This is a genomic window from Streptomyces sp. NPDC001450, from assembly GCF_053597295.1.
This window is the reverse complement of record NZ_JBSFHY010000030.1, coordinates 28,544-54,410: the sequence shown is the minus strand read 5'-3', so window position 1 is coordinate 54,410 and position 25,867 is coordinate 28,544. Positions and strand designations below refer to the sequence as shown.

Annotated in this window: 23 protein-coding genes; 11 read left to right on the top strand and 12 right to left on the bottom strand. The window is 72.1% G+C overall.

What is annotated here, in order from left to right:
* Nucleotides 1-136: 136 nt before the first annotated feature.
* The 4 genes from ACWC5O_RS29110 to ACWC5O_RS29095 are packed head-to-tail and all read left to right on the top strand — an operon-like array spanning nt 137 to nt 5,476.
* Complete coding sequence (locus tag ACWC5O_RS29110; RefSeq protein WP_450581477.1) at nt 137-1,270, top strand: gala protein; 1,134 nt, start codon at nt 137-139, stop codon at nt 1,268-1,270.
* Nucleotides 1,267-3,069, top strand: coding sequence for an ankyrin repeat domain-containing protein (locus ACWC5O_RS29105; protein ID WP_450581476.1), 1,803 nt, complete (start codon nt 1,267-1,269; stop codon nt 3,067-3,069). Before ACWC5O_RS29110 ends, ACWC5O_RS29105 begins: the two co-directional genes overlap by 4 nt.
* Nucleotides 3,066-4,277, top strand: a complete 1,212-nt coding sequence (locus tag ACWC5O_RS29100; RefSeq protein ID WP_450581474.1) for an AAA family ATPase — start codon at nt 3,066-3,068, stop codon at nt 4,275-4,277. The genes ACWC5O_RS29105 and ACWC5O_RS29100 overlap by 4 nt, the downstream gene beginning before the upstream one ends.
* An 11-nt stretch (nt 4,278-4,288) precedes the next feature.
* Nucleotides 4,289-5,476: a vWA domain-containing protein gene (locus ACWC5O_RS29095; protein ID WP_450581472.1), complete on the top strand. Its 1,188-nt coding sequence runs from the start codon at nt 4,289-4,291 to the stop codon at nt 5,474-5,476.
* A gap of 49 nt (nt 5,477-5,525) precedes the next feature.
* Here ACWC5O_RS29095 and ACWC5O_RS29090 read toward each other — a convergent pair whose 3' ends face one another.
* On the bottom strand, nt 5,526-5,723 hold the full coding sequence (locus tag ACWC5O_RS29090; RefSeq protein ID WP_389177530.1) for a hypothetical protein: 198 nt from the start codon (nt 5,721-5,723) through the stop codon (nt 5,526-5,528).
* Between the two features lie 277 nt (nt 5,724-6,000).
* Between ACWC5O_RS29090 and ACWC5O_RS29085 the strand changes: the two genes are divergently transcribed.
* Both ACWC5O_RS29085 and ACWC5O_RS29080 read left to right on the top strand, forming a co-directional pair.
* On the top strand, nt 6,001-7,446 hold the full coding sequence (locus ACWC5O_RS29085) for a gluconokinase, GntK/IdnK-type (protein ID WP_450581470.1): 1,446 nt from the start codon (nt 6,001-6,003) through the stop codon (nt 7,444-7,446).
* A gap of 30 nt (nt 7,447-7,476) precedes the next feature.
* A complete protein-coding gene (locus ACWC5O_RS29080; RefSeq protein ID WP_450581611.1) occupies nt 7,477-7,641 on the top strand; it encodes a hypothetical protein in 165 nt (54 codons plus the stop codon).
* 219 nt (nt 7,642-7,860) lie between these two features.
* Here ACWC5O_RS29080 and ACWC5O_RS29075 read toward each other — a convergent pair whose 3' ends face one another.
* From ACWC5O_RS29075 to ACWC5O_RS29045, 7 genes are all read right to left on the bottom strand, one after another.
* Complete coding sequence (locus ACWC5O_RS29075) at nt 7,861-8,208, bottom strand: ArsR/SmtB family transcription factor (RefSeq protein ID WP_450581469.1); 348 nt, start codon at nt 8,206-8,208, stop codon at nt 7,861-7,863.
* A gap of 164 nt (nt 8,209-8,372) precedes the next feature.
* Nucleotides 8,373-8,723, bottom strand: coding sequence for a zinc ribbon domain-containing protein YjdM (locus tag ACWC5O_RS29070; RefSeq protein ID WP_450581468.1), 351 nt, complete (start codon nt 8,721-8,723; stop codon nt 8,373-8,375).
* A gap of 49 nt (nt 8,724-8,772) precedes the next feature.
* Nucleotides 8,773-9,168 carry an anti-sigma factor antagonist gene (locus ACWC5O_RS29065; protein WP_450581467.1) on the bottom strand — a complete coding sequence of 132 codons (396 nt, stop codon included), beginning with the start codon at nt 9,166-9,168 and terminating at the stop codon, nt 8,773-8,775.
* A 49-nt stretch (nt 9,169-9,217) separates the two neighbouring features.
* A complete protein-coding gene (locus tag ACWC5O_RS29060; protein WP_450581465.1) occupies nt 9,218-9,643 on the bottom strand; it encodes an ATP-binding protein in 426 nt (141 codons plus the stop codon).
* Nucleotides 9,643-10,038 carry a pyridoxamine 5'-phosphate oxidase family protein gene (locus ACWC5O_RS29055; RefSeq protein ID WP_450581463.1) on the bottom strand — a complete coding sequence of 132 codons (396 nt, stop codon included), beginning with the start codon at nt 10,036-10,038 and terminating at the stop codon, nt 9,643-9,645. The genes ACWC5O_RS29060 and ACWC5O_RS29055 overlap by 1 nt, the downstream gene beginning before the upstream one ends.
* Nucleotides 10,035-11,762, bottom strand: a complete 1,728-nt coding sequence (locus ACWC5O_RS29050) for a SulP family inorganic anion transporter (RefSeq protein WP_450581461.1) — start codon at nt 11,760-11,762, stop codon at nt 10,035-10,037. Before ACWC5O_RS29050 ends, ACWC5O_RS29055 begins: the two co-directional genes overlap by 4 nt.
* Nucleotides 11,759-12,100 (bottom strand): ArsR/SmtB family transcription factor, encoded by a 342-nt coding sequence (locus ACWC5O_RS29045; protein WP_450581460.1) that lies wholly within the window; start codon nt 12,098-12,100, stop codon nt 11,759-11,761. Before ACWC5O_RS29045 ends, ACWC5O_RS29050 begins: the two co-directional genes overlap by 4 nt.
* Nucleotides 12,101-12,317: 217 nt before the next feature.
* On the opposite strand from ACWC5O_RS29045, the gene ACWC5O_RS29040 reads away from it, so the two are divergent.
* Nucleotides 12,318-14,387, top strand: coding sequence for a SpoIIE family protein phosphatase (locus tag ACWC5O_RS29040; protein ID WP_450581459.1), 2,070 nt, complete (start codon nt 12,318-12,320; stop codon nt 14,385-14,387).
* Nucleotides 14,388-14,569: 182 nt separating this feature from the next.
* Here the strand turns inward: ACWC5O_RS29040 and ACWC5O_RS29035 are convergent, their stop codons facing one another.
* Nucleotides 14,570-15,193 carry a TetR/AcrR family transcriptional regulator gene (locus tag ACWC5O_RS29035; RefSeq protein WP_450581457.1) on the bottom strand — a complete coding sequence of 208 codons (624 nt, stop codon included), beginning with the start codon at nt 15,191-15,193 and terminating at the stop codon, nt 14,570-14,572.
* Between the two features lie 157 nt (nt 15,194-15,350).
* On the opposite strand from ACWC5O_RS29035, the gene ACWC5O_RS29030 reads away from it, so the two are divergent.
* The 4 genes from ACWC5O_RS29030 (at nt 15,351) to ACWC5O_RS29015 (ending at nt 21,042) form a co-directional block, all read left to right on the top strand.
* Nucleotides 15,351-17,555: an MMPL family transporter gene (locus tag ACWC5O_RS29030; RefSeq protein ID WP_450581455.1), complete on the top strand. Its 2,205-nt coding sequence runs from the start codon at nt 15,351-15,353 to the stop codon at nt 17,553-17,555.
* Between the two features lie 46 nt (nt 17,556-17,601).
* The gene (locus ACWC5O_RS29025) at nt 17,602-18,321 is read left to right on the top strand and encodes an LmeA family phospholipid-binding protein (RefSeq protein ID WP_450581454.1); all 720 of its coding nucleotides are present in this window, start codon (nt 17,602-17,604) and stop codon (nt 18,319-18,321) included.
* A 337-nt stretch (nt 18,322-18,658) separates the two neighbouring features.
* On the top strand, nt 18,659-20,626 hold the full coding sequence (locus ACWC5O_RS29020; RefSeq protein WP_450581453.1) for a sensor histidine kinase: 1,968 nt from the start codon (nt 18,659-18,661) through the stop codon (nt 20,624-20,626).
* Entirely contained in the window at nt 20,623-21,042 is a 420-nt protein-coding gene (locus ACWC5O_RS29015) for a roadblock/LC7 domain-containing protein (protein ID WP_390854233.1), read from the top strand. The genes ACWC5O_RS29020 and ACWC5O_RS29015 overlap by 4 nt, the downstream gene beginning before the upstream one ends.
* A gap of 214 nt (nt 21,043-21,256) precedes the next feature.
* On the opposite strand, the gene ACWC5O_RS29010 is transcribed toward ACWC5O_RS29015, so the two are convergent.
* The 3 genes from ACWC5O_RS29010 to ACWC5O_RS29000 form a co-directional block, all read right to left on the bottom strand.
* A complete protein-coding gene (locus tag ACWC5O_RS29010; RefSeq protein WP_450581451.1) occupies nt 21,257-22,369 on the bottom strand; it encodes an aminotransferase class V-fold PLP-dependent enzyme in 1,113 nt (370 codons plus the stop codon).
* Nucleotides 22,370-22,498: 129 nt separating this feature from the next.
* On the bottom strand, nt 22,499-23,830 hold the full coding sequence (locus tag ACWC5O_RS29005) for a cytochrome P450 (RefSeq protein WP_450581449.1): 1,332 nt from the start codon (nt 23,828-23,830) through the stop codon (nt 22,499-22,501).
* A gap of 183 nt (nt 23,831-24,013) precedes the next feature.
* Nucleotides 24,014-25,726, bottom strand: a complete 1,713-nt coding sequence (locus ACWC5O_RS29000; RefSeq protein ID WP_450581447.1) for an MFS transporter — start codon at nt 25,724-25,726, stop codon at nt 24,014-24,016.
* Nucleotides 25,727-25,867 lie beyond the last annotated feature (141 nt).

The following is a 25,867-nucleotide window of genomic DNA, read 5'->3' as shown; positions in this document are numbered from 1 at the left end:
ACGTCGGTTCGAATCCGACCAGCCTTGCCGCCCTTGTCGTGGAGGAAAGTCGATTGGCGTCGGTTCGTCCTGGGCGGGCGGAGGGCGATGCCGCCCTCGGCGAGCCGGGCACCGGCGATGGACCGGTGGAGTGGTGATGACGCAGCCGACACCCGTACGCTGCCCCGCGATCGAGCACCCCGACATCCCGATCAGTGATCCCGCCGCGCTGGATCCGTTGCTCGCCCGACTGCGGTCTGCGCAGCCGGTCGAGGCCGACGAGACCTTCCCGCTCGGCACGGTGCGCGCGGACGGGCGTATCGACCTGTGCAAGCAGGGCCTCGGAGCGGTCGGCGCCGCCCGGCTGATGCCCGTGGCTGCCGCCTCCCCGCACGCCGGGCATGTCCTGCTCGGCACCAACGCCATCGGGAACGAGGGAGCCCGCACGGTCGCCGACGCGCTGGTCGACGGCCACGGCCTGCACACGCTCTACCTCGGCTGCAACCGCATCGGCCCCGAGGGCGTCACCGCGCTCGCCGAGGCGCTGACGACGGACGGCACCGTCCGCGCCCTGTGGCTCAAGCGCAACCCGGTGGGCGACGAAGGCGCCCGCGTGCTCGCCGCGATGCTCCGCCGCAACACCACGCTGCGCACCCTCGACCTGGTCAACACCGGTCTGACCACCAACGGTCTGCGGGCCCTGTTCGACGCGCTCACCAACCGGCCCAGCCCCGTGGAACGCCTCTTCCTCGGCGGCAACGGCCTGACCGCCGACGCGGCCCCGCTGCTCGCGGCGCTGATCCGTGAGGCGGGTGTGCGCGAGCTGTACCTCCCCGCCAACCACCTCGGAGACGAAGGCGCCGCGATGCTCGCCGCCGCGGCCGACCCCGCACGTCCGGTGCGCCTCGGCCTGGGCGGCAACGGGATCGGCCCCGTCGGTGCCCGCGCCCTCGCCGACTCCCTCGAAGGGATCGAGGCACTCGACCTGGGCCGGCCACCGTCGGAACGCAGCCTCGGCGCCCCCGCCAACACCACCGGTGACGAAGGCGCCCACGCGCTGGCCGCCGCCCTGCCGGGCAGCCCGCTGCGCCGGCTGGAGCTGTGCCACACCGGCCTGACCGGCCGGGGCGCGAAGACGCTGCTGGCGGCGGTGCCCGACAACTCGCCCTTGGAGTACGTCGGTCTGGGGCCCGGCCTGCCCCGCAAGGTGAAGCGGTCCTTCACCCGGCGTCTGCGGCCCGTCGCCAGGGCGCATCCCGACCTGCGCGCGATAGGGAGTGTCTACCGTTGAGCTCTCGTGGCGAACTCCGTTGTTTCCCCCCGGACGAGGCGGCGAGCCGGCGCAGGATCCGCCGGTACGCGGTGCCCCGCTGGATGATCGAGCGCGCGACCGAACACCGGCTGGCCGGTGACTGGCGGGGTGCCTGCGCGGCGGCGAACGTCGACGTCACCTTCGACCTGTCCGACGTCGCCGACCACTGCGGCGACGACGCAGCCGCGGCCCTCGAGGACGACCTCCGCCACTTCGCCCCCGACCTGCTGCGCTGGCACCTGCCGCGCGTGCTCGGCGGGCGCACCACGCTCGCCACGGACACGACGGTCGTTCTCGCGCGCTACCGCCCGAAGGCAACGGACGAGGGCCGGCGGACCACGCCGTACCTGCACATCACCACTCCTGCGATGATCGACGGACCGCAGCGGATCGCCCTGCGGTTCGGTACGGTCACGGACGAGCAGGCCGCAGGCGCCTTCGGACGGACCACGCAGGACTGGCGGTACGCGCGGCACCTGTGGGACGCACGGCACGCCGCCGAGCTGCGTGAACGGTGCGGCGGCGGCACGGACAGACCGCCGTTCTTCCACGCAGACGCCACCCCGCGCGGCACGGACGAACTGCCTACGGCCGATCCAGCCGACCGCGACCCGGCGGCGCGGGCCGAGTGGGCCACGCTGCTGCACCAGAAGGGCGGGACACAGGCCGCCTTCGCCGCCGCCGGCATCGAGCTGGACCTGACACCCCCGCAGAAGTCCGGCTGGTACCAGGCGGATCCGGAGCGGCTCCTGGGCGGGCTCGCGCTCAACCACACGCGACTGGAGCCGGAGATCCGTCGGCTCACGGCCGAGGGCGTCGGCGACCGCTTCCTCATCGCCGCGCACTGGCGGACCTACATCCTGCTGGAGCCCACCGACGCCGGCGGGCTGCTGGCGCGAGCCGTCGACCGGGACGACGTGAAGGGCGAGCCGATCCTCGCCGAGGCCCTGTGGCGCAGGCTCCCCGACCTCGACCTGATGAGCGTCGGGGGCGTCGCGGCGGAGCAACTGCATCCCCTCGTCCGCGAGGCGCTGTTCCCCGCTCTCCAGGTCCCGCAAGGCCCGGTCGGCCCGCCGCGGTCGCCGGCACCCGCACCCGTGCGGGTCAGGTGCCGCGGGGAATGGCACGAGGTGGCCTTCCGGCCCGGCGGCCTGCTGCGCATGCCGCACAGCGACGAGGAACAGCAGCGCGAGCGTGCCATGCGCGCCTTCGGCGGTGCCGTCGCCGGATGCTTCGCCGTGGAGCAGACGTGGACCTCTGGAGAAGGCCGCCTGCCGAAGGCGCTGCGGGCACAACGCCACGAACTGTTCCTGCGCGCCCAGCACGGTGACACCCCTGGCGTGCTGGAGCTCCTGGACGCGGGCGTCGATCCCCGCGTGCGGGACGCTTCCGGGCGCACTTTGCTGCACGTACTGAACCTCCTCGACCACGAGACGCTGCTGCCGCGGCTGCTGGCGGAGGGACTGGACCTCGAGGCCCGCGACCGGCGGGAGCGCACGCCGCTGTTCGTGGCGGTCAACGACCTCGGGTCGAAGGCGCTGGTGGAGGCCCTCGTCGCCGCCGGGGCGCGGCTCGACGTGATCGACCAGTCCGAGCTGTCGCTCGCCCAGCTCGTCCGCCGGTACAAGCGGCCCGACCTGGCCTTCCTCCGGGAACGCGTACAGGAGGAGCACCCAGGCGTCGGCGCCGAGTGGTGGGACGAATGGATGGACGATCAGGACGAGTACTACTCGAACGAAGCCGACGAACCCGACGACGAGGAAGAGCCGGCCTTTTGAGCACCGACCGTACCGCCCCCACCGCGCCGTCCGGCCCGCTGGCGGCCGCGGACGACCTCAACCGCAGGCTGCGCGCGCGACGGACCGAGCCCGCCGCGAACCCGCAGCTGGAGGCGCTCGCCCTCGCCGTGACGGCCAATCAGCCCGTGCTGCTGTGGGGGGAGCCGGGAATCGGCAAGTCCGCCGCCCTGGAGCAGCTCGCCGCCGGGCTCGGCCTGCCGCTGGAGACGGTCATCGCCAGCGTGCACGAGCCCTCCGACTTCGCCGGACTGCCCATCGTCGGTGACGACCCGGCCGTGACCGGCGTGCCGATGGCCCCGCCGGACTGGGCGGTCCGCCTCGCCCGGGCCGGACAGGGCCTGCTCTTCTTCGACGAACTGTCCTCCGCGCCGCCGGCCGTGCAGGCGGCGCTGCTGCGGGTGGTGCTCGAACGACGGGTCGGCAGCCTGGTCCTGCCGGAGGCGGTGCGTATCGTCGCCGCCGCCAACCCGCCGTCCAGCGCGGCGGACGGCTGGCATCTCAGCCCGCCGCTCGCCAACCGCTTCGTCCACCTCGAATGGACCCACGACCCCCGGACGGTCGCCCGCGGCATGGCCGGCACCTGGCCGGAGGTGACCGTGCCCGTCGTCGGTGCCGCCAGGGTGCCCGGTGCGGTCGCACGGGCCCGTGGCGCGATCTCCGGCTTCCTCACGGCCCGGCCCGGCCTGGTCCACCACATCCCCGGCGACGCCGAGGGCCGCGGCCGGTCCTGGCCGTCTCCTCGCACCTGGGAGATGGCACTCAAGCTGCTCGCCGCCGGGTACGCGGCCGGCGTCGGCCGCGAGGCCCTGGCCGCCGCGCTCACCGGCGCTGTCGGGGACGGCGCGGGCATCGAGCTGCTGTCCTACCTCGAACACCTCGATCTGCCCGACCCCGACCGTGTCCTCGCCGACCCGGACGCCTTCGCTCTGCCCGACCGCGGCGACCGGCAGCTGGCGTTCCTGATCGCCGTGGTCGCCGCCATCCAGAGCGACCTCACCCGGCCCCGGTGGGAGGCCGGCTGGGCGGTGCTGGCGAAGGCCGTGGACGCGGGCGTACCCGACGTGGCCGCCCGGGCCGCCACCGACCTCGCGGCGATGCGGCACCTCGACTGGCCCGTACCGCCCGGCATCGACGGGTTCCTGGACCTGCTGCAGATGTCCGGGGCGCTGCCCGGCGCCGGCCGGTGAGGCGTGCCGGGATGACGGAGGACTCCCGCCGCGACCTGGACATGACCAAACTGCTCGCTGCCCGTTACCGGGCGGCGAGCGACCGGCCGTATCTGGCGTCGGCGTTGTACGCCCTGACCGTCGTTCCGAGCACGGAGGTGCGGACGATGGGGGTGGACCGGCACTGGCGCTGCTATGTGTCGCCCGCCTTCGTCGACGCGACGCCGGTACCCGAACTCGCGGGCGTCTGGGTGCACGAGGCGGCGCACCTGCTGCGCGACCACCACGGCCGGGCGGACCGGCTGCCCGCCGCCGCCCAGCGCGACTGGCACCGCGTCAACGTCGCGCAGGACTGCGAGATCAACGACGACCTGCTCGCCGACGGCCTGCGCCTGCCCGAGGGGCGCATGGAACCCCGCCTCTTCGGCCTCCCCGAGGGCCAGTTGTTCGAGATGTACGTCGATCAGCTGCCGCCGCATGTGAAGGCGCCGGACTGCGGATCGGGCGCCCACGGCCGGCCCTCGCCCTGGGAACTCCCCGAGTCCGCCGGCCCCGCACGGCTCGGCGACGTCGAGGCACAGGCCCTGCGGCGGCAGACCGCCGAGGCGATGCGTGCCCATCAGCGCACCCGTGGCACCCTGCCCGCGGGCTGGCAGCGCTGGGCCGAGGAGGTCCTGGAGCCCACGGTGGACTGGCGGCGGGCGTTGTCCGGCGCGGTCCGGGAGGCCGCCGCATGGGCCGGCGGAGCCGTCGACTACACCTACCGCCGCCCCTCGCGCCGTACCCCGGCGCTGCGCGGCGTCGTCCTGCCGAGCCTGCGCCGCCCGCTGCCGCGGGTGGCCGTCGTCATCGACACCTCCGGTTCGATGGGCGACGCCGAACTGGCCGCCGCCCTGGCTGAGGTGACGGGCGTCCTGCGTGAAGTGGGTGTCCGGGGCAATCGCGTGACGGTGCTCGCGTGCGACGCCGACGTGCAGGCCGTGTCCCGGGTGACGGCCACCGAGCAGATCACTCTGGGCGGCGGTGGCGGCACGGACATGCGCGTCGGAATCGAGGCAGCGCTCGGGGCGCCGGACCGGCCGAGCATCGTCGTCGTCCTCACCGACGGACTCACGCCCTGGCCCGACGAGACCCCACCCTGCCGCATCGTCGCGGCCCTGATCGGCTCCGCCGCACCACAGCCGCCGAGCTGGGTGGAGACAGTACGCATTCCCGCCTGACACCGGGAGCCATGCCGTCCGCCCGCCGGCCCCCGCGGCGCACTCCGGGTCACAGCAGCAGGGGAAGACTCACCAGGGCCGCGCCGCTCGCGCCGAGCGCCGCCAGGATCGAGGCCGGCCAATTGCGGGACTGGGCGTACGTCAGCAGGCCTGCCAGCAGTCCCGCCACCACCGCGGCCAAGAGGATGAGCGCCCAGCGCAGTGACAACCGCTCCGGCGGAGGCGTGGGCGAGGTCGGTTCGGGCATACGGCTCTCCTGCGGCTGCGTCTTGAACGGGGACGAGGCAGCCCTGCGTCAGCTGCCGCGCGTCGGCGATACCGAAACCTTTCGAATGGGTGACCACGGTACTCATGTGATCTAGGTCAGAGAAGGCTTCTGATGCCTCATCAATCGGCCCCGGAGTCGCACGGGGGTGGCAGTGGCATGCGGGGTGCTCCGGCGTGCGCCCCAAGGGCATTCCGCGCTCCTTCAGGCGGCGTTCGGACGGCTGACCAGTAGGCCGCTCTGATTTAGCATCTCCGCCATGACTGGTCCCGAAGTCGACCTGCCCGAAGGATCCGAGGACGCGTCACGGGGCTCCACCGCGAGGGTGGTGGAGCGACTGGGCTGCCAGATCGTGGAAGGCGGCAAGCCCCGCGACCACCACCTCACCGTGGATGCCGTCACCCAGGAGTTCGAGGTCACCCGGCCCATGGCCCGCGAGGCCCTGCAGACGCTGCACCAGAAGGGCCTGGTGAATCTGCAGCCGCGGATCGGAGCCACCGTCCAGGCGCTGGAACGGTGGGACCTGCTGGACCCGGACGTGATCGCGTGGCGTCTGGAGGTGGCCCCCGACAGCCAGATGCGGTCACTGACCGAGTTGCGCGAGGTGATCGAGCCCCGCGCGGCCAGGCTGGCCGCCCTCAGCCGGTCCGCGGAGATCTGCCACGACCTCACCAGCCACGCCCGCACCCTGCTCGCCCTGAGCGAGGACCCGGACTTCGCGCAGCCACGGGAGGGAGCGGCGATCCGGCAGCGCTTCAGGGACGTGGACGCGGCCTTCCACCGGACCCTCCTCGCCGGCTCGCGCAACGAGCTGTTCGCGCGCCTCTCCTATCCGGTCGTCATGGCGCTGAACCACCGCATCGACAGGGACTGGGCCGGCGCTCACCAGGAGGCGGTGATCACGCCGACGCGGGCTGTCGTCGGCGCCGACACCGTCCAGAGGTATCCCACCCGGCCGGAGCCGATCGCCATGTGGCTGCACATGGGGCTGGCCTACGCCATCGACCAGGGGCTGGCCACGGCCGCGGAGGCCTTCGCTGAGGCGCTCCTCGCAGAGATCCGCAGCGGACGACTGCACGATCCCGGCGTGCGCGACCGACTGCGGGCGGGACTGGACCAGTTCAACACCAACGGCCTGCCGCCCGCTCATCGAGCCGGCTTCCAGGACGCCATGGCCGGCTTGTTCCACGCCCGGCGCGCACCCGTCGTCGTCATGGGAGTCAGCGGATGCGGCAAGAGCACCGTGGGCCGGTACCTGGCCGAGTCGCTGCGGGTGCCGTTCGAGGAAGGGGACGGTTTCCATCCCGGGCGCAATGTCCGGTCAATGGAGAACCGCACCCCTCTCGACGACCGCAGCCGTAGTCCGTGGCTGGCCGCCATCGCGGGCCGTATGCGGGTAGCGGGTGCGGAGGAGGGGCTGGTGATCACCTGCTCCGCGCTCAAACGCATCTACCGGGAGGTGCTGCGCGTGGCCCGGCCCGATGCGTTCTTCGTGCACCTGACGATCGACCGGGACGCGGCGACTTCCCGTGTGGAGAGCAGGAAGTCGCACTTCATGCCCGCCGCTCTGGTGTCCTCGCAGTTCGAGGACCTGGAACCACTCGAGGACGACGAGGCGGGGATGACCGTCGACGCGACCCTTCCGGTCGAACGCATCGTCGCCGAGGTCCAGACCGAGCTGGTGCGGCGCGCCCGGGGCCGCTGACCCCGGTTTCACGAGGCGCCGGCACCGCACATGGCGGCCGCGCCCGCCGAGGTGATCGTCACCAGCCCGGGACGGAACTTCGTCACCCTGCGCATCACCACCGAGGACGGCGTCCGGCAGCACACGACGACACCGCCGGCGATCGGCGAGGTCCTCAACTCCGTGTACGACTACACCACGTTGGCGAGAGGCTGATCGACTACGTGCGCTCGGCGGTGACCCACACTTCGGCATCCAGGAATACATGCGGCACTCCGAGCGCACCCTGGAGGTCTTCCGCACCTCCTACTGCTTCGAGCAGGGACTGCTCGGCGTCCCAGCGCGGCCGGTGACTCCGCTTCGGAATCAGCGGGTTTCTCACCTCTCGTACGAGGGGGCCGTCCGTGGCCGAGCCACGGACGGCCCCCGCCGTCGCTACGACTGCTTCCCCTCCGGCTGGGCCGCCCGCAGGTCGGCGAGCAGCTCCGCCTGCTCCGCCAGCACGCCCGACAGGATCGTGCGTGCCACCCGCAGCAGCTCCGCCACCTTTGGGCTGGTCAGCGAGTAGTACACGTTGGACCCCTCCTTGCGGGTCCGTACCAGGTTCGCCCGCCGCAGCACGGCCAGCTGCTGGGACAGGTGCGCGGGCTCGATCCCCACCTCGGGCAGCATCTCCGCGACCGCGTGCTCGCGCTCGCTCAACAGCTCCAGGACGCGGATGCGAGCCGGGTGACCGAGCGTCTTGAAGAACTCGGCCTTCAGCTGGTACAGCGGCGTACTCACCGTGCCGTCTCCTCCCCGAGACAACAGTACGACCCCACCGGCCGGGCCTCGGCGCATCGCATCCACCCACTCGTCGACAACATGCTTCTCATCCTCGCCTGCGCCACCGACAGAACCGAATCCGCCCCGAGGAGCCAAGCCGCACGGGTGCCGAGACAGCCGGTTCAGACCTTCTTGACCACGCTGGACTTCAGCTGCATGGCGCCGAACCCGTCGACCTTGCAGTCGATGTCGTGGCCGTCCACGCCGTCGACGAGCCGGATGTTGCGCACCTTGGTGCCCGCCTTGATGCCGGTCGGGCTGCCCTTGACCTTGAGCGTCTTCACCACGGTCACGGTGTCGCCGTCGGCGAGCACGTTGCCGACCGCGTCCCTGATCCCCCGGTCCCCGCCCGCGTCGGCAGATGCCTCGGAGGGCGACCATTCGTGGCCGCACTCCGGGCAGACGAGAAGCGCGCCCATCTCGTACGTGTACGTGCTGGAGCATTCGGGGCAAGGGGGAAGGTTTTCACTCATGGGCACAGTCTCTTTCGTTCAGTGAGCCGATACGTACGTCATGCGGGTGTCAGGCGGGCCAGCCGTCGGTGCGCCACTCCTGCTGCCCCTCCTCCGGAGCCGACGGCACTCGGCCATGGGCGGCGAGCGCGGCGGCCAGGTCGCAGTGGACGGGGATGTCCGGGCAGTCGCCGGCCGGGACCAGCGAGCCGTCGGCGGGGATGGCGGCCAGCTCCAGGCTCCGGCCGGAGCCGGCGAGGCGGCGTGCCGCCTCCGTGATGGCGAGCTGGCCTTCGGCGGACCAGCTGCGCAGCTCGGTCAGGTCGAGGACGACCGGCCCGGTGCCACGGGCGACGACCCAGCCGATCGCACCGCTGAAACGGCGTACCGCGTCCGGGCCGAGATAGCCGGCGACGGAGAGGATGCCGAGATCCTGCTCGATGGTGTAGCGCCAGTCGATGGTCATGCGGGTGGAACTTCCTTGTGCGGAGGCGGGGAGGGGCTGCGGTGCGGGGTCACAGGGGCAAGGTGATCCAGATGCCCTTGCCTTGGCCGTCGGCGTGCGCGCGGACGACCGCGGTGCCGCCGAGCCCGAGGGTGAGCTCCATGACGGTGGCCAGCCCGCCGGCCCCGGTGTCGGCCAGCGCGCCGTACAGCCGTGGCTGGTAGGGGTGACGGTCGTGGACGGCGAAGGCCAGGCAGTCCCGGCTCGCCGCATAGACAACGGTGAGCTGCGGGGAGAGCTCGGCGGCGTGCCGGACGCCGTTGGTCACCAGCTCGCCCAGGATCAGCAGAGCCGGGCCCACGGCGGGGTGCCGCAGCCCGACCCCCCATTCCGTCAGGACCTGTTCCGCGGTCTCTCGGGCCATGCGCACCGCCGCCGGCACGGCCGGCACGGTGAGCACGTGCCGCAGCGGCAGGACTTCCGCCTCTGTCGACATCACGCCTCCGGGCGGACCAGCCGGAAGCCGGTGACCGTCTTGGGGTGCAGGCGCAGCACGGTGTCGTGCGGGCCGTGCGCCCAGCCGGAGAGGGTATGCCGGTGGTGGGCCGCCTCGTCAGGGTTGTCGATCACCTCGGTGGGACCGGACACGGTGACCAGCCAGCCGGTCTCCGCACGGATCTCGTCCACGTGGTAGGTCGCCGTGGCGGGTACCGCCCCGGCCGGGACGGGCGTACGGACGACGAGACGACCGAGCTCCCACACGTGCCGCGCCGGCCGTACGGCGGTCCCCTCCCGCTGCGCGTACACCAGCCGCCCCAGCGTGCTGCCCTCGAGCAGCCAGAGGGCCTCCGCACCGGAGACCTCGGCCATGCGCGTCGGGGGTGTGCTCATCGGGGGACTTCCTCACTGGACGATCGGAACGTGGGGGCGGGCTGTGCGGGCAGGAGTCCGGCGCGCTCCAGGTGGTCCCGCGCGGCCTGGATGGCCTCGGGTGTGGTGGCGTAGTCCCGGCTCTCGTGCCGGAGCGGCTCCAGCGCGCCGACGGAGTCGAGGACCTGGCGCTGGCCGGGGCGTATGCCCGAGGCCAGGACGAGGATGCCGCGCCTCTTCAGCTTCTCGACGGCGTCCTTCAGGACGAGCGCGCCGGTGGCGTCCATCGTGGTCACCCGGGACATGCGCAGGATCACGACCCGTACGTCCGCGACCTCGGTCAGTTCCAGCAGGAAGCGGTGGGCGGCGGCGAAGAACAGTGGCCCGTCGATCCGGTACGCCACGATGTGCTCGGCGAGCAGGGCGTGCTCCTCGGCGGTGTGGTCGCCCCGGTCGAGCGGCATCTGGTCCAGGCGGGCCTGCTTGGCCACGGCGCGCAGGGCGAGGGCGCCGGCGACGACCAGGCCGATGATGACGGCGTAGACGAGGTCGAGGGCGAGGGTCGCGACCGCGGTCAGGACGAGTATCACGGCGTCGGACCGCGTGGCCCTGGCCATCGCCTTCAGCGAGCCGACCTCGACCATGCGGATCGCGGTGGCCAGCAGGACGCCCGCCAGCGCCGCCAGCGGGATCCTCGCCACCAGGGGTGCCGCCGCGAAGACGATCAACGCGAGGACGGCGGCGTGCGTGAACGCGGCCAGCCGGGAACTCGCTCCGGTCCGCACGTTGACCGCCGTACGGGCGATCGCCCCGGTGGCCGGGACGCCGCCGAACAGCGGGGCGGCGATGTTGGCCAGGCCCTGCCCGAACAGCTCGCGGTCCGGGTCGTGCTTCTGCCCGACCGTCATGCCGTCCGCGACCGACGCCGACAGCAGGGACTCCAGGGCGGCCAGCGCGGCGACCGCCACGGCGGGGGCGAGCAGGGAGCCGAGTGAGCCGAGGTCGAGGAAGGAGAGGGAGGGCGCGGACAGCCCGGACGGCAGGTCGCCGATCGGCTTGGCCGCGTCCAGGTGGGCGACCTGCGCGACGACGGTGGCGACGATCACGGCGAGGATGGAGAAGGGGATCGTAGGCCGCCACCGGGCACCGGCCAGCATGACCGCGGCCACGGCGGACGCGAGGCCGATGGCAGTCCAGTTCGGCGCCTTCGCGAACTCCTCGACCGCCCGCCAGGTGACGACGAGCACCCGGTCGCCCTCGGGCTTGGGCACGCCGAGCGCGTTCGGAATCTGCTGGAGCCCGATGACGCAGGCGATGCCGAGGGTGAAACCTTCCACCACGGGCGCGGGCACGTACTGCATGTATTTCCCGGCCCGCAGCGCGGCCAGGGCGACGAGCATGACGCCCGCCACCAGCCCGACGGTGAGCACACCGGTGGGCCCGTACCGGCCGACGATCGGTACGAGGACGACGGTCATCGCTCCGGTCGGCCCCGACACCTGCAGATCGGACCCACCGAACAGGGCCGCGAGCGTGCCGGCGACCACCGCGGTGGCCAGGCCCGCCTCGGCGCCGAGCCCGGAGGAGACGCCGAAGCCGAGCGCGAGGGGCAGCGCGACGATCGCCACCGTCAGGCCGGCGAGCAGGTCCCGGCGGGGATCACGCCGTATCTGAGCCAGATCGGAGCGGGAGGGCAGCAGCGAGGCGATCCGCGCCGGGACCGACCGGGCCAGGATCGTGCTCATCGGGCGGTGACCTGGCCTTCCCGCAACTCGGCCAGCAGCTCGTTGCGCCCGGCGAGCATCTCGGTGAGGATCCGGCGCGCGGCCTTCATCAGGTCGGCGACATCGCCGCCGGCCAGCTCGTAGACGACGGTCGAGCCCTCGCGGGTGGCGGTGAGGATCCCCGAGCGGCGCAGCACCGCCAGCTGCTGGGACAGGCCGGAGGGCTCCACCTCGATGGCGGCCAGCAGCTCTCGCACCGGCATCGGCCCGTCCTGCAACAGCTCCAGCACCCGGATGCGTACGGGGTGCCCGAGCATCCGGAAGAACTCGGCCTTCGCCTGGTACAGCGGTACTGACACGACCCCTCGACTTCCTTCGCTTGGGAGCACAGCGAACACAGCATCTAACGAATTGCTAAATTTCGCAATTGCGCGATCCTGCTTGTGGTGGCGCTCACCGCGGTCGGCCGGCAGCCGGTCCAGATGTGCGCTGCCTCGGTCTGGGTCGACCATGGATGAAGGCAGAACACCCGCCGGTACGGCACGAGCCGGGGCACCGAGCGGGAAGGAACGAGGCATGGGCACGACGGACTCTTCCCGAGCAGGCGACGGCCGGTCGGCGGCCGATCCTGCCGCGCCGCCCAGCGGCCTGCTCGATCTGCTCAGCGTCGCCGCGGTGGTGCTGAACGCGAACGGCCAGGTGGTCTTCTGGAGCCCGAAGGCCGAGGAACTGTTCGGCTACACCGCAGCGGAGGCGCTGGGTCGCAACGCGGCCCTGCTGACGGTGCACGAGGAGCACCGGGACGAGGTGATCAAGCTGTTCGCCGAGGTCGTGGAATCCGGCACCGACTGGGCCGGGGCCTTCCCGGTCCGGCACAAGGACGGCAGCACCCGCCTGGTGGAGTTCCGCAACATGCGGCTGATGGACGATCTCGGTGACGTCTACGCCCTGGGCCTCGCCGCGGACCAGGCGACGGTCGAGCGGGTCGAGCGGGATGCCGCACTGGCCGTGCGTCTGGTGTCCCAGTCCCCGGTCGGGCTGGCCATTCTGGACCCGGACCTGCGGTACCTGGCCGTCAATCCCGCTCTCGAACGCATCACCGGTCAGTCCGCCTCCGAGCGTCTCGGCCGGCGGGCCGGCGAGGTCCTGACCTACCTGGACACGGATCCCGAGGCACGTCTGCGCCGGGTCCTGGAGACGGGCGAGTCGGTCGTGGGCCGGGACATCGTCTGCCGTCCCCCCGCCGACCCGGACCACGAGCACGCCTGGTCGGTCTCGTACTACCGGCTGGAGGATTCCGGTGGTCGGGTGCTGGGCCTGGCCTACTCCGTGATCGACGTCACCGAGCGTTATCGAGCCGCTGCCGAAGCGGCAGAGGCCAGGCAACGGCTGGCACTGATCGCCCGGGCCTCCGTCTCCGTGGGCACCACCCTCGATCTGGAAACGACAGCGCGCGAGCTCGCCGACGTCGTCGTACCGGTCCTGGCCGATGTGGCAGCCGTGGACATACTCGACAGCGCCCTTTACGGCCGGACCGTGCCACACGAGGGCTCGGCCCTCTTCCGCGCCCTCGCCGTCAGCGCGGCCCACTCCACCGAGGCGGTCCCCGCTGCCGACCCTCCGGGGGGACTCGCCGCCTATGACAGCGACCGCCTGATCACCCGTTGCGTGCGCACCCGTCAACCGGTTCTGGTGCCCCACACCACCCGTCGGGATCTGGAGCGCATCGCCCGAGACGGCGAGGCCGCCTCCCTCCTCGCGGCGGCCGGCGTGCACTCCTACCTGGCCGTACCGCTCATGGCCCGCGGCGAAGTCCTCGGCGCTCTCGACCTCAAGCGCACCCGGAACCCCGCACCGTTCGACGACGACGACGCCTTCCTCGCCAGGGAGTTGGCCGCTCGAGCCGCGGTCTGCATCGACAACGCGCGCGGATACCAGGCCCAGCGCCATGCGGCCCTCACCCTCCAGCGCAGCATGCTTCCCGAGCCCCCGTCGCACCTGCCCGGCCTGGAGGTCGCCTGCCGCTACCAGCCCGCCGGTGCCACGAGCGAGATCGGCGGCGACTGGTACGACGCCATACCCTGCCAGGGCGACAAGACCGCCCTGGTCGTCGGGGACGTCATGGGCAGCGGCATCAACGCCGCCGCCACCATGGGCCAACTCCGCACTGCCGCCCGCGCCTTCGCCGAGGTCGCCCTCGCCCCCGCCGAGGCGCTGCGGCACCTCGACCACCTGACCGAAGGCGTCGAGCAGACCATCACCACCTGCATCTACTGCGTCTACGACCCTCACCGGGGCCAGTGCGAGATCTGCGTCGCCGGCCACCTGCCCCCGGCCCTGATGCGTCTCGGCCACGCGGCACAGCTGCTCGACCTTCCCACCGGCGCACCGCTGGGCGTCGGCGGGGTGCCCTTCGAGACCACCACCATCGCCTTCCGCCCCGGCGACGAACTGGCCCTCTTCACCGACGGCCTGGTCGAGACCCGAAGCGACCCCATCGACGCCCGCCTGAACACCCTCCTCGACGCACTCACCGCGACACGCGGCCACAGTCTGGAGGACACCTGCGACCACGTCCTGGAGATTCTGCGCTCGCCCGGTGGCGAGGACGACGTCGCGCTGCTCATCGCCCGAGCCCAGCCCTGAGCGATCACGAGGCGGGGCTCAAGTGCCCGAGCCGACGACGAGTCCGGCCATCGACAGCACAGGCTTCAGCCGCCACACCACTGCACAGCCCGGGCCGGGCGCGTGGCGCCTCGCCTGGTCCGACCGGTCCATCCGCCGCCTGAGCACCGGTGGCCACCAGGTGCCCCGGCGTTCCGCCCGTCTCACGGACGTTCGGGAGAGCCGATCTCGCGCAGTATCCCGAAGGCCCGCAGGAGGGGCGCCGGACCCGTGTCCGTGATGCCGGACGCGCGGCGCGCCCGGCGGGTCCGCAGTACGGCACGTGCCGCGGAGAGGGCGGCGCAGGCGATCACGGCCGCCTTGAGGTCGGCGTCCGGAGTGTCCGGAGGGAGCCTGCGACGAACCAGGACGGTGAGCCGCTCCTCGAAGTCGGAGAAGGCCTGCACGAGACGGGCCGTGACGACGACTTCGATGTCCTCGAGCGGGTGGCTGAGGGCGGTCAGGGTGGAGGCCGCGAACGGCTCGGCCGCCTCCAGCAGGGCGTTGCACACCGCGTCCAGGGGCTCCTCGTCCGCCGGACGCTCCGACAGGGCGTTCTCGATGTAGGCGAAGATCTCGACGCCGTCCGGCAGCAGTAGTGCTTCCTTGCTGTCGAAGTAGCGGAAGAACGTGCGCACGGAGACGTTCGCGTATGCGGCGATGTCCGCAACCGTCGTGGCCTCGAAGCCACGTTCATCGAACAGGCGCGCGGCCCCTTCGAGGAGCAGGCGCCGCGTCTCCCCCTTCTTGCGTTCACGCAGTCCAGCAGGGGCGATCTCACTCGGCATGGGTCGAAGCCTCCGCCATGGTGTCGCGACTGTCAATTGGCACGCGTGTCACGCGAGAGGTGTCGCAGACGCAAAGTGACATGGATGCCAATTGTCATCCGTGCCACTTCTTCTCTAGAGTTCGTGTCACTCGTGACACTTTCCTTGGGAGACAACGGTGCCCCGACCCTCACAGCACGCCCCGGCGCCGGCCGACGCCCGCCCCGATGCGCGTCCGCCGGTGAACCCCGCCCCGGTGAACGGCGGACTCGGCCGCCTCGGCGGCTTCTGCGCCCGGCATCCGGCCACGGTCATCGCCGCCTGGCTGCTGGTCCTCGTCGCCGCCCTGGTCGGGCGGCACCTCGCCGCGCCCACCTTCAGTGACCAGGTCAGCCTGCCCGGCACCGCCTCCCACACCGGCGCCGACCTCCTCGCCACCTCCATGCCCCAAGCGGGCCGGCCCAGCGGCAAAGTCGTCTTCCACGCCGGCTCCGGCACCGTGGCGGACCAGCGGTCCGCCCTCGACCGAACCCTGGCCGACCTGCGCGACCTGCCCCACGTCACCGCCGCTTCCGCCCCCGTGACCAGCGACGACGGACGCACCGCGTACACCACCGTCTCCTTCGACGAGCAGCTGAAGAACCTCGGCCACGACTACACCGAGCGACTCGACACGGCGACGGAGCCCGCCCGGGCGGCAGGGCTGGGCGTCGCCTACGGCGGCGACCTCGAACAGGTGGTCCGTGAACCGGCCGACGACAAACTGAGCGAGGGCGTGGGCGTCGTCACCGCCCTCGTCATCCTGCTGCTGGCCTTCGGCAGCGTCCTCGCCGCATTGCTGCCGCTGGTCACCGCCCTGATCAGCGTCGGAGTCGGCCTCGGCGTCGTGGGCATCGTCGCCGGCACGCTGTCGTTCGCGACCTCCGCCACGACCCTCGCCGGCATGATCGGACTGGGCGTCGGCATCGACTACGCCCTGTTCCTGACGACGCGCTTCCGCCAGGACCTCATCGACGGACGCGATCCGGTCGAGGCCGCGGCCCGCACCGCGCACACCAGCGGACGTGCCGTTCTCATCGCCGCCCTGACCGTGGCCGTCGCCATGCTGAGCCTGTACGCGTGCGGACTGAGTTTCATCGGCAAGATAGGGCTGGCGGCCACCCTCGCCGTGATCGTGACCGCCGGTGCCGCCCTCACCCTGGTTCCGGCAGCCCTTGGCCTGGTCGGCAGACACATCGACCGGCTCCGCCTGCGCCGCCCCGTCGCCGAGAGCAGGGGAGCCCGCGACGGCTGGCACCGCTATGCGGAACTCGTCTCCCGGCGCCCCTGGACCTTCCTGGCCGTCGGCCTCGCCGTCCTCGGCGTGTGCTCCGTACCTCTGCTCTCCATGCGCCTCGGCCACGTCGACGCCGGTGCGGACCGACCCGGCAGCAGCACCCGCACCGCGTACGACTTGATCGCACACGCCGGCGGACCGGGCTTCGGAGCGGGGGCGAACGGACCGGTCCTCGCCGTGGTCGACGTGCGCCACGCGAGAACGCCCGTCGACCGGATCTCGAACGACGTGACCGCGGCTCTGCAGGACACCCACGGCGTGGCGTCCTTCACCCCCGTCAAGGCGAGCCCCGACGGAAAGATCCTCGTCACCACGATCACCCCGACCACGGGCCCACAGGACGCCGCGACCGACACCCTGCTCGACACGCTCTCCGGGCGAACCCTGCCGAAGGCCCTCGACGGCACGGGCGCCGTGGCCTGTCTCACCGGCAGCGTGGCCGGCCAGGCCGACTTCCGTGACACGGTCGGCGAGCGGCTGCCCATCGTCATCGGCATCGTCCTGGTCCTCGCCTTCCTGCTGCTCATGACCGTCTTCCGCAGCATGGTGATCCCTCTCAAGGCCGTCGTCCTCAATCTCTTCACCACGGCCGCGTCCTACGGCGTGCTCGTCGCCGTCTTCCAATGGGGCTGGGGCGACTCACTACTGGGACTGTCCGAGCCCGTGCCCATCGAGTCGTACGTCCCGATGATGATGTTCGCGATCGTCTTCGGGCTGTCCATGGACTACGAGATCTTCCTGCTGTCCCGGATCGCCGAAGCCTGGCACCGCACCGGTGACAACCGGCTCGCCGTAGGAGAGGGGCTGTCCGCGACGGCCCGCGTGATCTCCGCCGCGGCCTTCATCATGACCGCGGTGTTCCTGTCCTTCACCGCCTCGCCCACCGTGGTCGTGAAGATGCTCGCCCTGGGGCTGGCGATCAGCGTGATCGTCGACGCCACGGTGGTCCGCCTGATCCTCGTGCCGTCCGCCATGTTCCTCATGGGCAAGGCGAACTGGTGGCTGCCCCGCCGACTCGGCCGGGTCCTCCCGCGCCTGCACGCCTGATCACCTCATCCGTCCGCCCACCCATCGATTCGGAGCAAGTGAGCACGTGGCCCCTAACCTTCGGAACAAGCCCCGCATCCTCCTCGCGATCAGCGCGGCACTGGCCGCCCTGGTCTGCACGACCGATCTCCTGGTCGAGCACAGGACCGAGGAGCGGATCGACCTTCAGGCGTCGCGCCGGCTCAAGCCGAAAGGCCCGGTGCACGCCGACCTCACCACGCCGCTCGCGGGGCTGCGCACCCTCGGCGGGGAGATCGGCGACGTCGAGGTGAGCGCCAAGGGCGTGCGCCGTCAGCACGCGGTGATGGACGTGACCGTCCGCCTGAAGGGCGTCACGACGGACGGCGACAGCGCCGGCGGCACCGGGACCGCAACCGTCGGATACGACCAGGTGACCCGCCGCATGGGCGCGCTGGGCGACGGTCTGACAGCCGGTGGCCAGGACGGCGATCTGATCCTCGGCGGGAGCGTCGGCCGCCTGGGGCTGCCGGTCACCGTGAGGGCCAAGGTGTCCACGACCCCGGACGCCTTCACCGTCACGCCCACGACGGTGACCGTTCTCGGCCGCAGTATGGCGGTCGACGACCTCGATACCCTGCCGGCCGCCTCCGGGCTCCGGGACAAGCTGAAGCCCCGGACCGTGGCCGTCACCGGACTGCCCCATGGCGTCGCGCTGACCTCGGCACACGCCACCGGCAACGGCCTCGTGCTCGCCTTCTCGATCGCGGCGGGCCCGACCCCGGGCGCGGGCGGGGGAGCCGCTTGACGGTCCGAGCGGCCGCACGCCCGGACGGGCAGAGCCCGGCAGCCATCGACGTCCGTGCCGTGTCGTCCGCCGTCACAGTCTCCTCGCCCGCGGTGTGAGGGTGGCGCAACCGAACTTCCCATGCGGCCTTACGGGTCGGAAACCGCCGGGCGCGGCAGTCGGACTAACTTCGTGACGTATGAGGGTGTGGGAGCCGTTACGGCCACTGCTCGGCAGGCTTGGCGCGATCCGCAAGGGCAGGTTGGACAAGAGCAGTTCAGGGAGCCGCCACGACGGCCGAACTGCTCCGGGCCGGCGGCCGATGCCTGGCTGGCGCAGCATCAGGGGCCGGGTGGCGGTGGTCATCACGGTCCCGATCTGCCTGCTGCTGGCGGTGGCGGGTCTCGCCGTGCACGAGCGCGTCCAGGACCTCGACGACGCCCGGACGACCCGTGCCGAGGTCGGACTCAGCCTGCGGGTCCAGGCCCTGGTGCATCAGCTGCAACGCGAACGCGGCCTGACCAACGGCCTGTTGGGAGGTGAGAAGGCGTTCCGCCCCACGCTGGACGCCACGCGCAGGCGCGTGGACACGGCGCTGCACGGAATGCGCCGTGACAGCGCCGTCGAGGGTGTCGTCCGACGGAACCTGGGGCGTCTCGCCGACATCCGTGCCGCTGCCGACAGGGGCACCGCCGACAGGGCGGCGACCCTCACCTTCTACACCGATGCCGTCGAGGCCCTCGACGCCGTCGACCCGGTCGCCGAGACCGCGACGCGTACCGACCGGCGACTGGGCGACGGGCTCGCGGCATTGCGGGAGCTGGCCGCAGCCAAGGAGTCCGTCGCTCTCGAACGCGGACTCCTCAACGGCGTGTTCGCCGAAGGCGCCTTCCGCGACCGCGAGTACCTCACCTTCACCGAGGTGCGCGCCACGCGCGTCGCCGCCCTGGCCCGCTTCCGGCACGTCGCCACCGCACCCCAGCGCGCGGCCCTGGAACGGGCCTTCGCAACCGCGGACGCCCGACGCGCCATCGCCTACGAGAATCGGGCCGAGGACGCCGCCGACGGCTCCGCACTGCGCGCCGACGCCGGCACCTGGTGGAACGCGATGACCGTGCTCGTCGACGATCTGCACGCCGTCCAGCTGTCGGTCGGTCACGACGTACGGGACCGGGCCGACCGGCTCAGCCACGACGCCGAGACGGGCCTCGCCGCCTGCCTCGTCGCGGGGACGCTCGTGGCCGCCCTGCTCGCGGGCCTCGCCGCCTTCGCCTCCCGCTCCCTCACGCGCCCGCTCGGCGCGCTCACCGAGACCGCCCACGACGTGGCACGTCACCGACTGCCCGCGACCGTCGCCCGTATCCAACAGGCCCCGCAGGATGACCTGGAGCTCCTCCTGGCGGCGGACGCCCCCGACCACCGCGATGCGCGGCTGCTGGGCGGCGCGACGGAGATCGCCGAGGTCGCGGCCTCCCTGCACCAGGTGGAGCGCACCGCCCTCCACCTGGCGGCCCAGCAGGCCGGTCTGCGCCGCAACACCACCGAGTCACTCGCCAATCTCGGGCGCCGCAACCAGAACCTCGTGCGTCGCCAGCTCGCTCTCATCACCCGCCTGGAACGGCAGGAACTCGACCCGGACGCCCTCGCCGAGCTCTTCGAGCTCGACCACCTCGCCACCCGTATGCGGCGCAACGCCGAGAACCTGCTGGTCCTCGCCGGGCAGAATCCGCCGCGGCCCACGGCGGCACCGGCCGACGGCCTGGAAGTCGTCCAGTCCGCCGTCGCCGAGGTGGAGCAGTACCGGCGGGTGCTGATCGCGCCCGTGGAACCGGTGCGGGTGCGCGGGCACGCCGTCGCCGATGTCGCCCATCTCCTCGCCGAACTCATCGAGAACGGGCTGACGTTCTCGCCGCCGACCGAACCCGTCGAGGTGCACGGCTGGTACGACACCGCGGACGACACGTACTGCTTCGCCGTCGTCGACCACGGCGTCGGCATGTCCGAAGCCGACAAGGAACGCGCCCACGCCCGCTTCTCCGGCTCCGGTGAGGAGGCTCTCCTCGCCGCGCCCACCCGGTTCCTCGGCCACCTCGTCGTCGGCCGGCTCGCCCACCGCCTCGGTGAAGGCACCCAGGTCCACCTCTTCGACACCACCGGCGGCGGCCTGTCCGCACTCCTCGCCCTCCCCGGGCAGCTGCTCGCCCCCGCGCAGGAGCCCTCCGCATCGTCCCCGCCCGCCCGGCCCGCCGTCTCCTCCCTGCTCAACGGCTTCAGAGCAGGTGTCGCCCGTGCCGAGGCCCGCACCACTCAAGGAGCGTCATCATGACCACCGCCGTCCAGAGTTTCGGCTGGCTCATCTCGGAGTTCGTCCGCACCGCCGACGGCGTCACCGACGCCGTCGCCGTCTCCTCCGACGGCCTGCTCATGGCCGCCTCGGACAGCCTCGGCCGAGACCGCGCCGACCACCTCGCCGCCGTCGTCTCCGGCATCACCAGCCTCGCCCAGAACGCGGCGACGGCGCACGGCTTCCACGGCATGAAACTCGTCATGATCGAGATGCTCGGCGGATTCCTCATGGTCGGCCGCATCCGCGACGGAAGCTGCCTCGGCGTCCTGGCGGCCGAGGGGTGCGACGTCGGCCTGGTCGGCTACGAAATGGCCGTCCTCGCCGACCGCGCCGGCGAACTGCTCACCCCGCAACTGGTACGCGAACTCCACTCCGCGCCGATGGCCGCGGGATAGGCGCGGCGCGCTCGTCAGCCCGGGCGGAAGCGACCTCGAACGGTGTTGCTTCGTCAGTCCTGATGACCTGAGGCGAGCCAACGTTCGTCCTGGAACTCGGCGGGAATCCCGTCCTCCCACGGATCGATCCCGCGACGCTCCAGATGAGCGTGTCCGGGCGGGCGAAGGGGTCGTCGTGGACCGGCGTCCCGTGGTGGGGTCGCGTCATGCGGGTTCAGTTCCGCAGTGACGACAGCGCGGCGGCAACCCGTTCCGACGCCTCCGGCGGGGTCGAGGCGTGCGGGGAGAGCCTGAGCGAGTCGCTGCGCACCGTTGGAGTGACACCCTCGGCGTGCAGCGACTTCGCGACGAGGGACGGATCGTGGTCCGGCATCGTGAAGGAGAGGATGCCCGCGCGCCGCGCCGGGTCGGTGGGGGAGAGGACCTGGCCGCCGTACTCCTGGACGACCTCGGTGAGTTCGGCGATCCGCACGGCGATCGCGGCCTCGATCGCCGCGACGGTGTGCCGCTCGACGAGGTCCAGTGCGGCCGCGAACGCGGCGGCCGTCACCGGGCTGAGATTGGTGATCGACCACCGTCGCGCGTCCGGGGCGGGCGGGTGCTCCGCTCCGTCGAACAGGCCCACGTCCTCCACGCCCGTCCAGCCGGTGAGGACCGGCTCCAGGGATTCCAGCGCGCGATCGGACAGCGTCGCGAAGCCGGTGGCCCAACCCGCGCGCAGCCATTTCTGACCGCCCGCGACCACCACGTCGGCCGCGTCCCAGGGCATCCCGGCCACGCCGAACGCCTGGATGGCGTCCACGATCAGCAGCCGGTCCGGTCCGATCGCCTCGCGCAGCGCCGCCAGGTCGGCCCGGAAGCCGGTGCGGAAGTCCACGGCGCTGACGGACACGGCGACGACGTCGTCGGTCAGCGCGGCACGGACCAGGCCTGGGGTGACCCCGCCGCCGGGCACCGGGTCGAGCCAGCGCGGCGTGGCCCGGCCCAGGTCCGCGGTGCGGCGCCACGGATAGTGGTTGGCGGGGAAGTCGGTGCGCGGCGTGAGGACCACACCCTCTCGGATGCCGAGAGCGGCGTGGAACAGGCCGGTGGACGCGTTGGGAAGCAGCACGGTGTGCTGGGCGTCCGTGCCCGCGAGCCGGGCGGCCGTGTCCCGCGCGGCCCCTTCCGCGCCCATCAGAGCGTCCACGGTGGTGTGGTCGGCGCCGGCCGACTCCTCCATGGCTCGCGCGGTGGCGGCCACGGCGTCCCGCGACGGCGGACCGAACCGTGCGAAGTCGAGGTACCCGGCGGGCGTGTCGAAGTGGGCTGCGTACGACGTGAGCACGGGGCTCGTCCTTTCGGGACGGTGCGGGTCGGGCGGTGGGGGCACGGCAACGTCGTAGCGTAGGTCGCCCGCGTTCGCCGGGTGCATGCGGGCCGACCTGATCCTGAATCTTCCAGTCGCCACGGAACATCAGGCGCCCGGAGCCTCCAGGGTCGCCGGGGTGGGGCCGTCCGGGCGGACGGTGATGCCGTACGACGTCTTCGTGGGGGTGGAGGAGAAGGCCAGGGTGTGGGCCGGGAGCAGGTGTTCGAGCAGGATGGTCGTTTCGCGGAGTGCGAACTGCAGACCGAGGCAGGCGCGGGCGCCGATGCCGAAGGGGAAGTAGGCGCCCGGGTGGGTGGGCCGGCCGTCCGGGGTGATGAAGCGCCGGGGGTCGAAGCGCTCGGGATCCGGCCACAGTTCGGGATCGCGGTGCGTGAGGTACGGGCACGTCAGGATGTCGGTGCCCGCCTCGACGGCGTAGCCGGCGAGGGTGTCGTCCTCGGTGGCGTGGCGGGGCAGGATCCAGGCGGAGGGGTAGAGCCGGAGCGTCTCGTGCACCAGAGCCTGGATGGCCTGGCGGCGTTCTGCCGAGCCTTCGACGCCGGCGGCGAGAGCCTGTTCGCGGGCGGCGGGGTGCCGGTCGAGGAGCAGGTAGAGCCACGTCAGGGTGCTGGCGGTGGTCTCGTGCCCGGCCACGAGCAGCGTGACCAGCTCGTCGCGGATCAGTCGGTCGGTGTACTCGGGGCGCTCGGCGGAGGCCTCGACCAGCACGTGCAGCAGGCCCGGGCCGTCGGGGCCGGCCGTCCCGCTGCGGACGGCCTCGATGGCGTGCCGGGCGACCGCGTCGATCCTGGCGAGATCTCCGGCGACGGCGCCCTGGGCGTCGGTGGCGTCGGCGGGCAGAGTCGGAAGGGCGGTCGCGACGGCCGCGACGGCGGCCAGTTCGTGCTCGGTTCCGTCGTCGAGAGGGTGCCCGGTGAGCGAGCGCCAGATGGCGTCCAGGGCGAAGCGGCGCATCTCCCGTGCGACATCGAGGGTCTGCCCGGTACGGGCGTACTCGCTCCAGCGCCCGGCGGTGGTCCGGGCGGCCTCGACGATCCGCTGTTCGTAGCGGCGCATCCCGGTGCCGGTGAACTGGGACTGCAACAAGCGGCGTTGCTGCTTCCACGCCGCGCCGGTGGCGGCGAGGACACCGTCGCCGATCAGCAGCCGGGCGCGGTGGGAGCGCTTTACGTACCGGTCCGGGTGCCGGGCGAGCACGTGCTGGACCGCCTCCGGGTCGGTGACGACAACGGTGGGGGCCGGCCCGAGGCGGAACGCGGCGATTCCGCCCAACTGCTGGCGCACCTGGGACAGCAGGTCGACCAGTTCGCCTCCCCCCGAACGCCACCGCTCCACGAGCCCGGGCTCGGCTTCGGGAACCGGTCGCCCCGTTCCGGGAAGGTGGGGAAGGGAGTCGAGACTGGCTTCGGTGTCCATGGTTCCTCTCCTGGTCAACCGACGTCTGTGATCACGATGGCCTGGCACCACGGACTGTACGGGAGCGGGCGCATCCGGTGACAGGCCGTCCCCGGGCGGCCACCACAGAAGCGGGACGGCCGCTGGGCACCCCTGAGGAGGGGGCCGACGGCCGTCCGTTCGCGATGCCGGCGGGGCCGGGGCTCAGTGCCCGGCGCCTCCCTCGGGGCGCGCATGGCGCGGCAGGAGGAACGCGAGCAGGAAGGTCAGGGCGAGCATGCCGTCGACGATCCACAGCATCATCTTCATGACGGAACCGAAACCGCTCCGGAAGGCCGACGACGCGGTGGACTTGAGCGCTGCGGGTATCCGGGCTCCGGCCTGAGGCGAGGTCACGGCGGACCGCGTGTCCTTCTCCAGGCGCGTGCAGGACGCCGGGGTCGCGGCAGGATCCTTGGCGACGGCGCGGTCCGAGGCACAGGCACGCAGGTCCGTCACGATGCGGTCCCGAGCGGCGGGCGCGACGTGCGCGGCGGCCAACTGGTCCCGCAGACCGTCCGAGTGGTGGTCCACGGCGGTGGCGATCCCGCCGCCGAGCAGACCGAAGAACACGGTGCCGAGGACGGCCACGCCGAAGGCGCCGCCGAGCTGCTGCATCGCGGTCATCGTGCCGGACGCCGAACCCGTCTCGTGCTGCTCGACACTGGCGAGCACGATGTCGAAGAACGGCGCCATGAGCAGGCCCATGCCGATGCCGGTGACGAGCAGGGACGGCACGAGCTGCCAGGGGCCGACGCCGCTCCCCACCCTGTCGAGGGTCAGCCACACGCCGAACACACCGAGCGCCATGACCAGTGTGCCTGCCTGCAGTACGGCCCGTCCGAACCGGGCGACACCCTGGGCGATCCCGAAGCCGACGATCATGCCGCCCGACCAGGGCACCATCACCAGGCCGGCCTTGAGCGGCGAATAGCCCAGGCCGATCTGGGTGTAGAGGTTGAAGACCAGCATGAAGCCCTGCATGGTCGAGAAGAAGACCAGCCCGAGGGTCATGCCACCGCTGAACCCGCGCTTGCGGAAAAGGCTGGGGACGACCAGCGGGTCCCGGCCGTCCTTGCTGCGCCGCGACTCGTACTTGGCGAAGACGACGAACACGACCACCGCGGCGGCCATCATCGCGAACGTCCACACGGGCCAGTCGTACTCACGACCCTGGACGAGCGGGAAGATGATGAGCAGCGCGGCCAGCGAGACCAGGAGCATGCCGGGGATGTCGAGGCGCGGCTTGGTCTCGGACCGGCCCCTCGGCAGGTAGCGCAGGGCACCGAGGAAGGCCGCGGCGCCCAGCGGCAGGTTGATCAGGAAGATCATCCGCCAGCCGGTGCCGAAGTAGTCCGCGTCCACGAGCCAGCCCGCCAGGATCGGTCCGCACACCGCGGACAGTCCCATGACCGGGCCGAACATACCGAAGGCCTTCTGCGACTCCTTCGGCGGGAACATCTCCTTGATCATGCCGAGGCCCTGCGGCAGCATCACCGCGCCGAACAGGCCCTGTACGACGCGTGCGCCGATCAGTATCTCGGGCGACGCGGACATCGCGCACAGCAGCGAGCCCAGGGTGAAGCCGGCGGCCCCCACCAGGAACATCCGGCGGCGCCCGTGGATGTCCCCGAGCCGCCCTCCGGTGACGAGGCCGACGGCCATCGAGAGTGTGTACGCGGCGGCGAGCCACTGCAGGGTGGAGGCGCCGCCGCCGAGGTCGGCCCGCATGGAGGGACCGGCGATGTTCGTGACGACTGCGTCGAGGAGATCCATCACCTCGGCCGCGAGGATCACGAAGAGCGCAGCCCAGCGCCACCGGTACGGCGCTGGCGAGTCGGTGGGCGTCTCGACGGACGCGACACCGGTGGTGGACATCGGAACTCCTCGCACGTGGGCCGCGCCGCGGTGAGGACCCGCGGGCGCGGTGGGACGGATGGATGTGACGGCCGAACGCTGTTCACCATAACAGAACGGTGCTCACCGAGAGAACGGCGTTCATTAAGATATAGCGCAACC

What these genes read in the sequence shown, in the direction of transcription:
- ACWC5O_RS29095 (WP_450581472.1), top strand. Translation starts at nt 4,289, where the DNA reads ATGACGGAGGACTCCCGCCGCGACCTGGACATGACCAAACTGCTCGCT.
- ACWC5O_RS29090 (WP_389177530.1), bottom strand. Translation starts at nt 5,723, where the DNA reads ATGCCCGAACCGACCTCGCCCACGCCTCCGCCGGAGCGGTTGTCACTG.
- ACWC5O_RS29060 (WP_450581465.1), bottom strand. Translation starts at nt 9,643, where the DNA reads ATGTCGACAGAGGCGGAAGTCCTGCCGCTGCGGCACGTGCTCACCGTG.
- ACWC5O_RS29110 (WP_450581477.1), top strand. Translation starts at nt 137, where the DNA reads ATGACGCAGCCGACACCCGTACGCTGCCCCGCGATCGAGCACCCCGAC.
- ACWC5O_RS29080 (WP_450581611.1), top strand. Translation starts at nt 7,477, where the DNA reads ATGGCGGCCGCGCCCGCCGAGGTGATCGTCACCAGCCCGGGACGGAAC.
- ACWC5O_RS29085 (WP_450581470.1), top strand. Translation starts at nt 6,001, where the DNA reads ATGACTGGTCCCGAAGTCGACCTGCCCGAAGGATCCGAGGACGCGTCA.
- ACWC5O_RS29005 (WP_450581449.1), bottom strand. Translation starts at nt 23,830, where the DNA reads ATGGACACCGAAGCCAGTCTCGACTCCCTTCCCCACCTTCCCGGAACG.
- ACWC5O_RS29065 (WP_450581467.1), bottom strand. Translation starts at nt 9,168, where the DNA reads ATGACCATCGACTGGCGCTACACCATCGAGCAGGATCTCGGCATCCTC.
- ACWC5O_RS29000 (WP_450581447.1), bottom strand. Translation starts at nt 25,726, where the DNA reads ATGTCCACCACCGGTGTCGCGTCCGTCGAGACGCCCACCGACTCGCCA.
- ACWC5O_RS29050 (WP_450581461.1), bottom strand. Translation starts at nt 11,762, where the DNA reads ATGAGCACGATCCTGGCCCGGTCGGTCCCGGCGCGGATCGCCTCGCTG.
- ACWC5O_RS29070 (WP_450581468.1), bottom strand. Translation starts at nt 8,723, where the DNA reads ATGAGTGAAAACCTTCCCCCTTGCCCCGAATGCTCCAGCACGTACACG.
- ACWC5O_RS29040 (WP_450581459.1), top strand. Translation starts at nt 12,318, where the DNA reads ATGGGCACGACGGACTCTTCCCGAGCAGGCGACGGCCGGTCGGCGGCC.
- ACWC5O_RS29035 (WP_450581457.1), bottom strand. Translation starts at nt 15,193, where the DNA reads ATGCCGAGTGAGATCGCCCCTGCTGGACTGCGTGAACGCAAGAAGGGG.
- ACWC5O_RS29015 (WP_390854233.1), top strand. Translation starts at nt 20,623, where the DNA reads ATGACCACCGCCGTCCAGAGTTTCGGCTGGCTCATCTCGGAGTTCGTC.
- ACWC5O_RS29055 (WP_450581463.1), bottom strand. Translation starts at nt 10,038, where the DNA reads ATGAGCACACCCCCGACGCGCATGGCCGAGGTCTCCGGTGCGGAGGCC.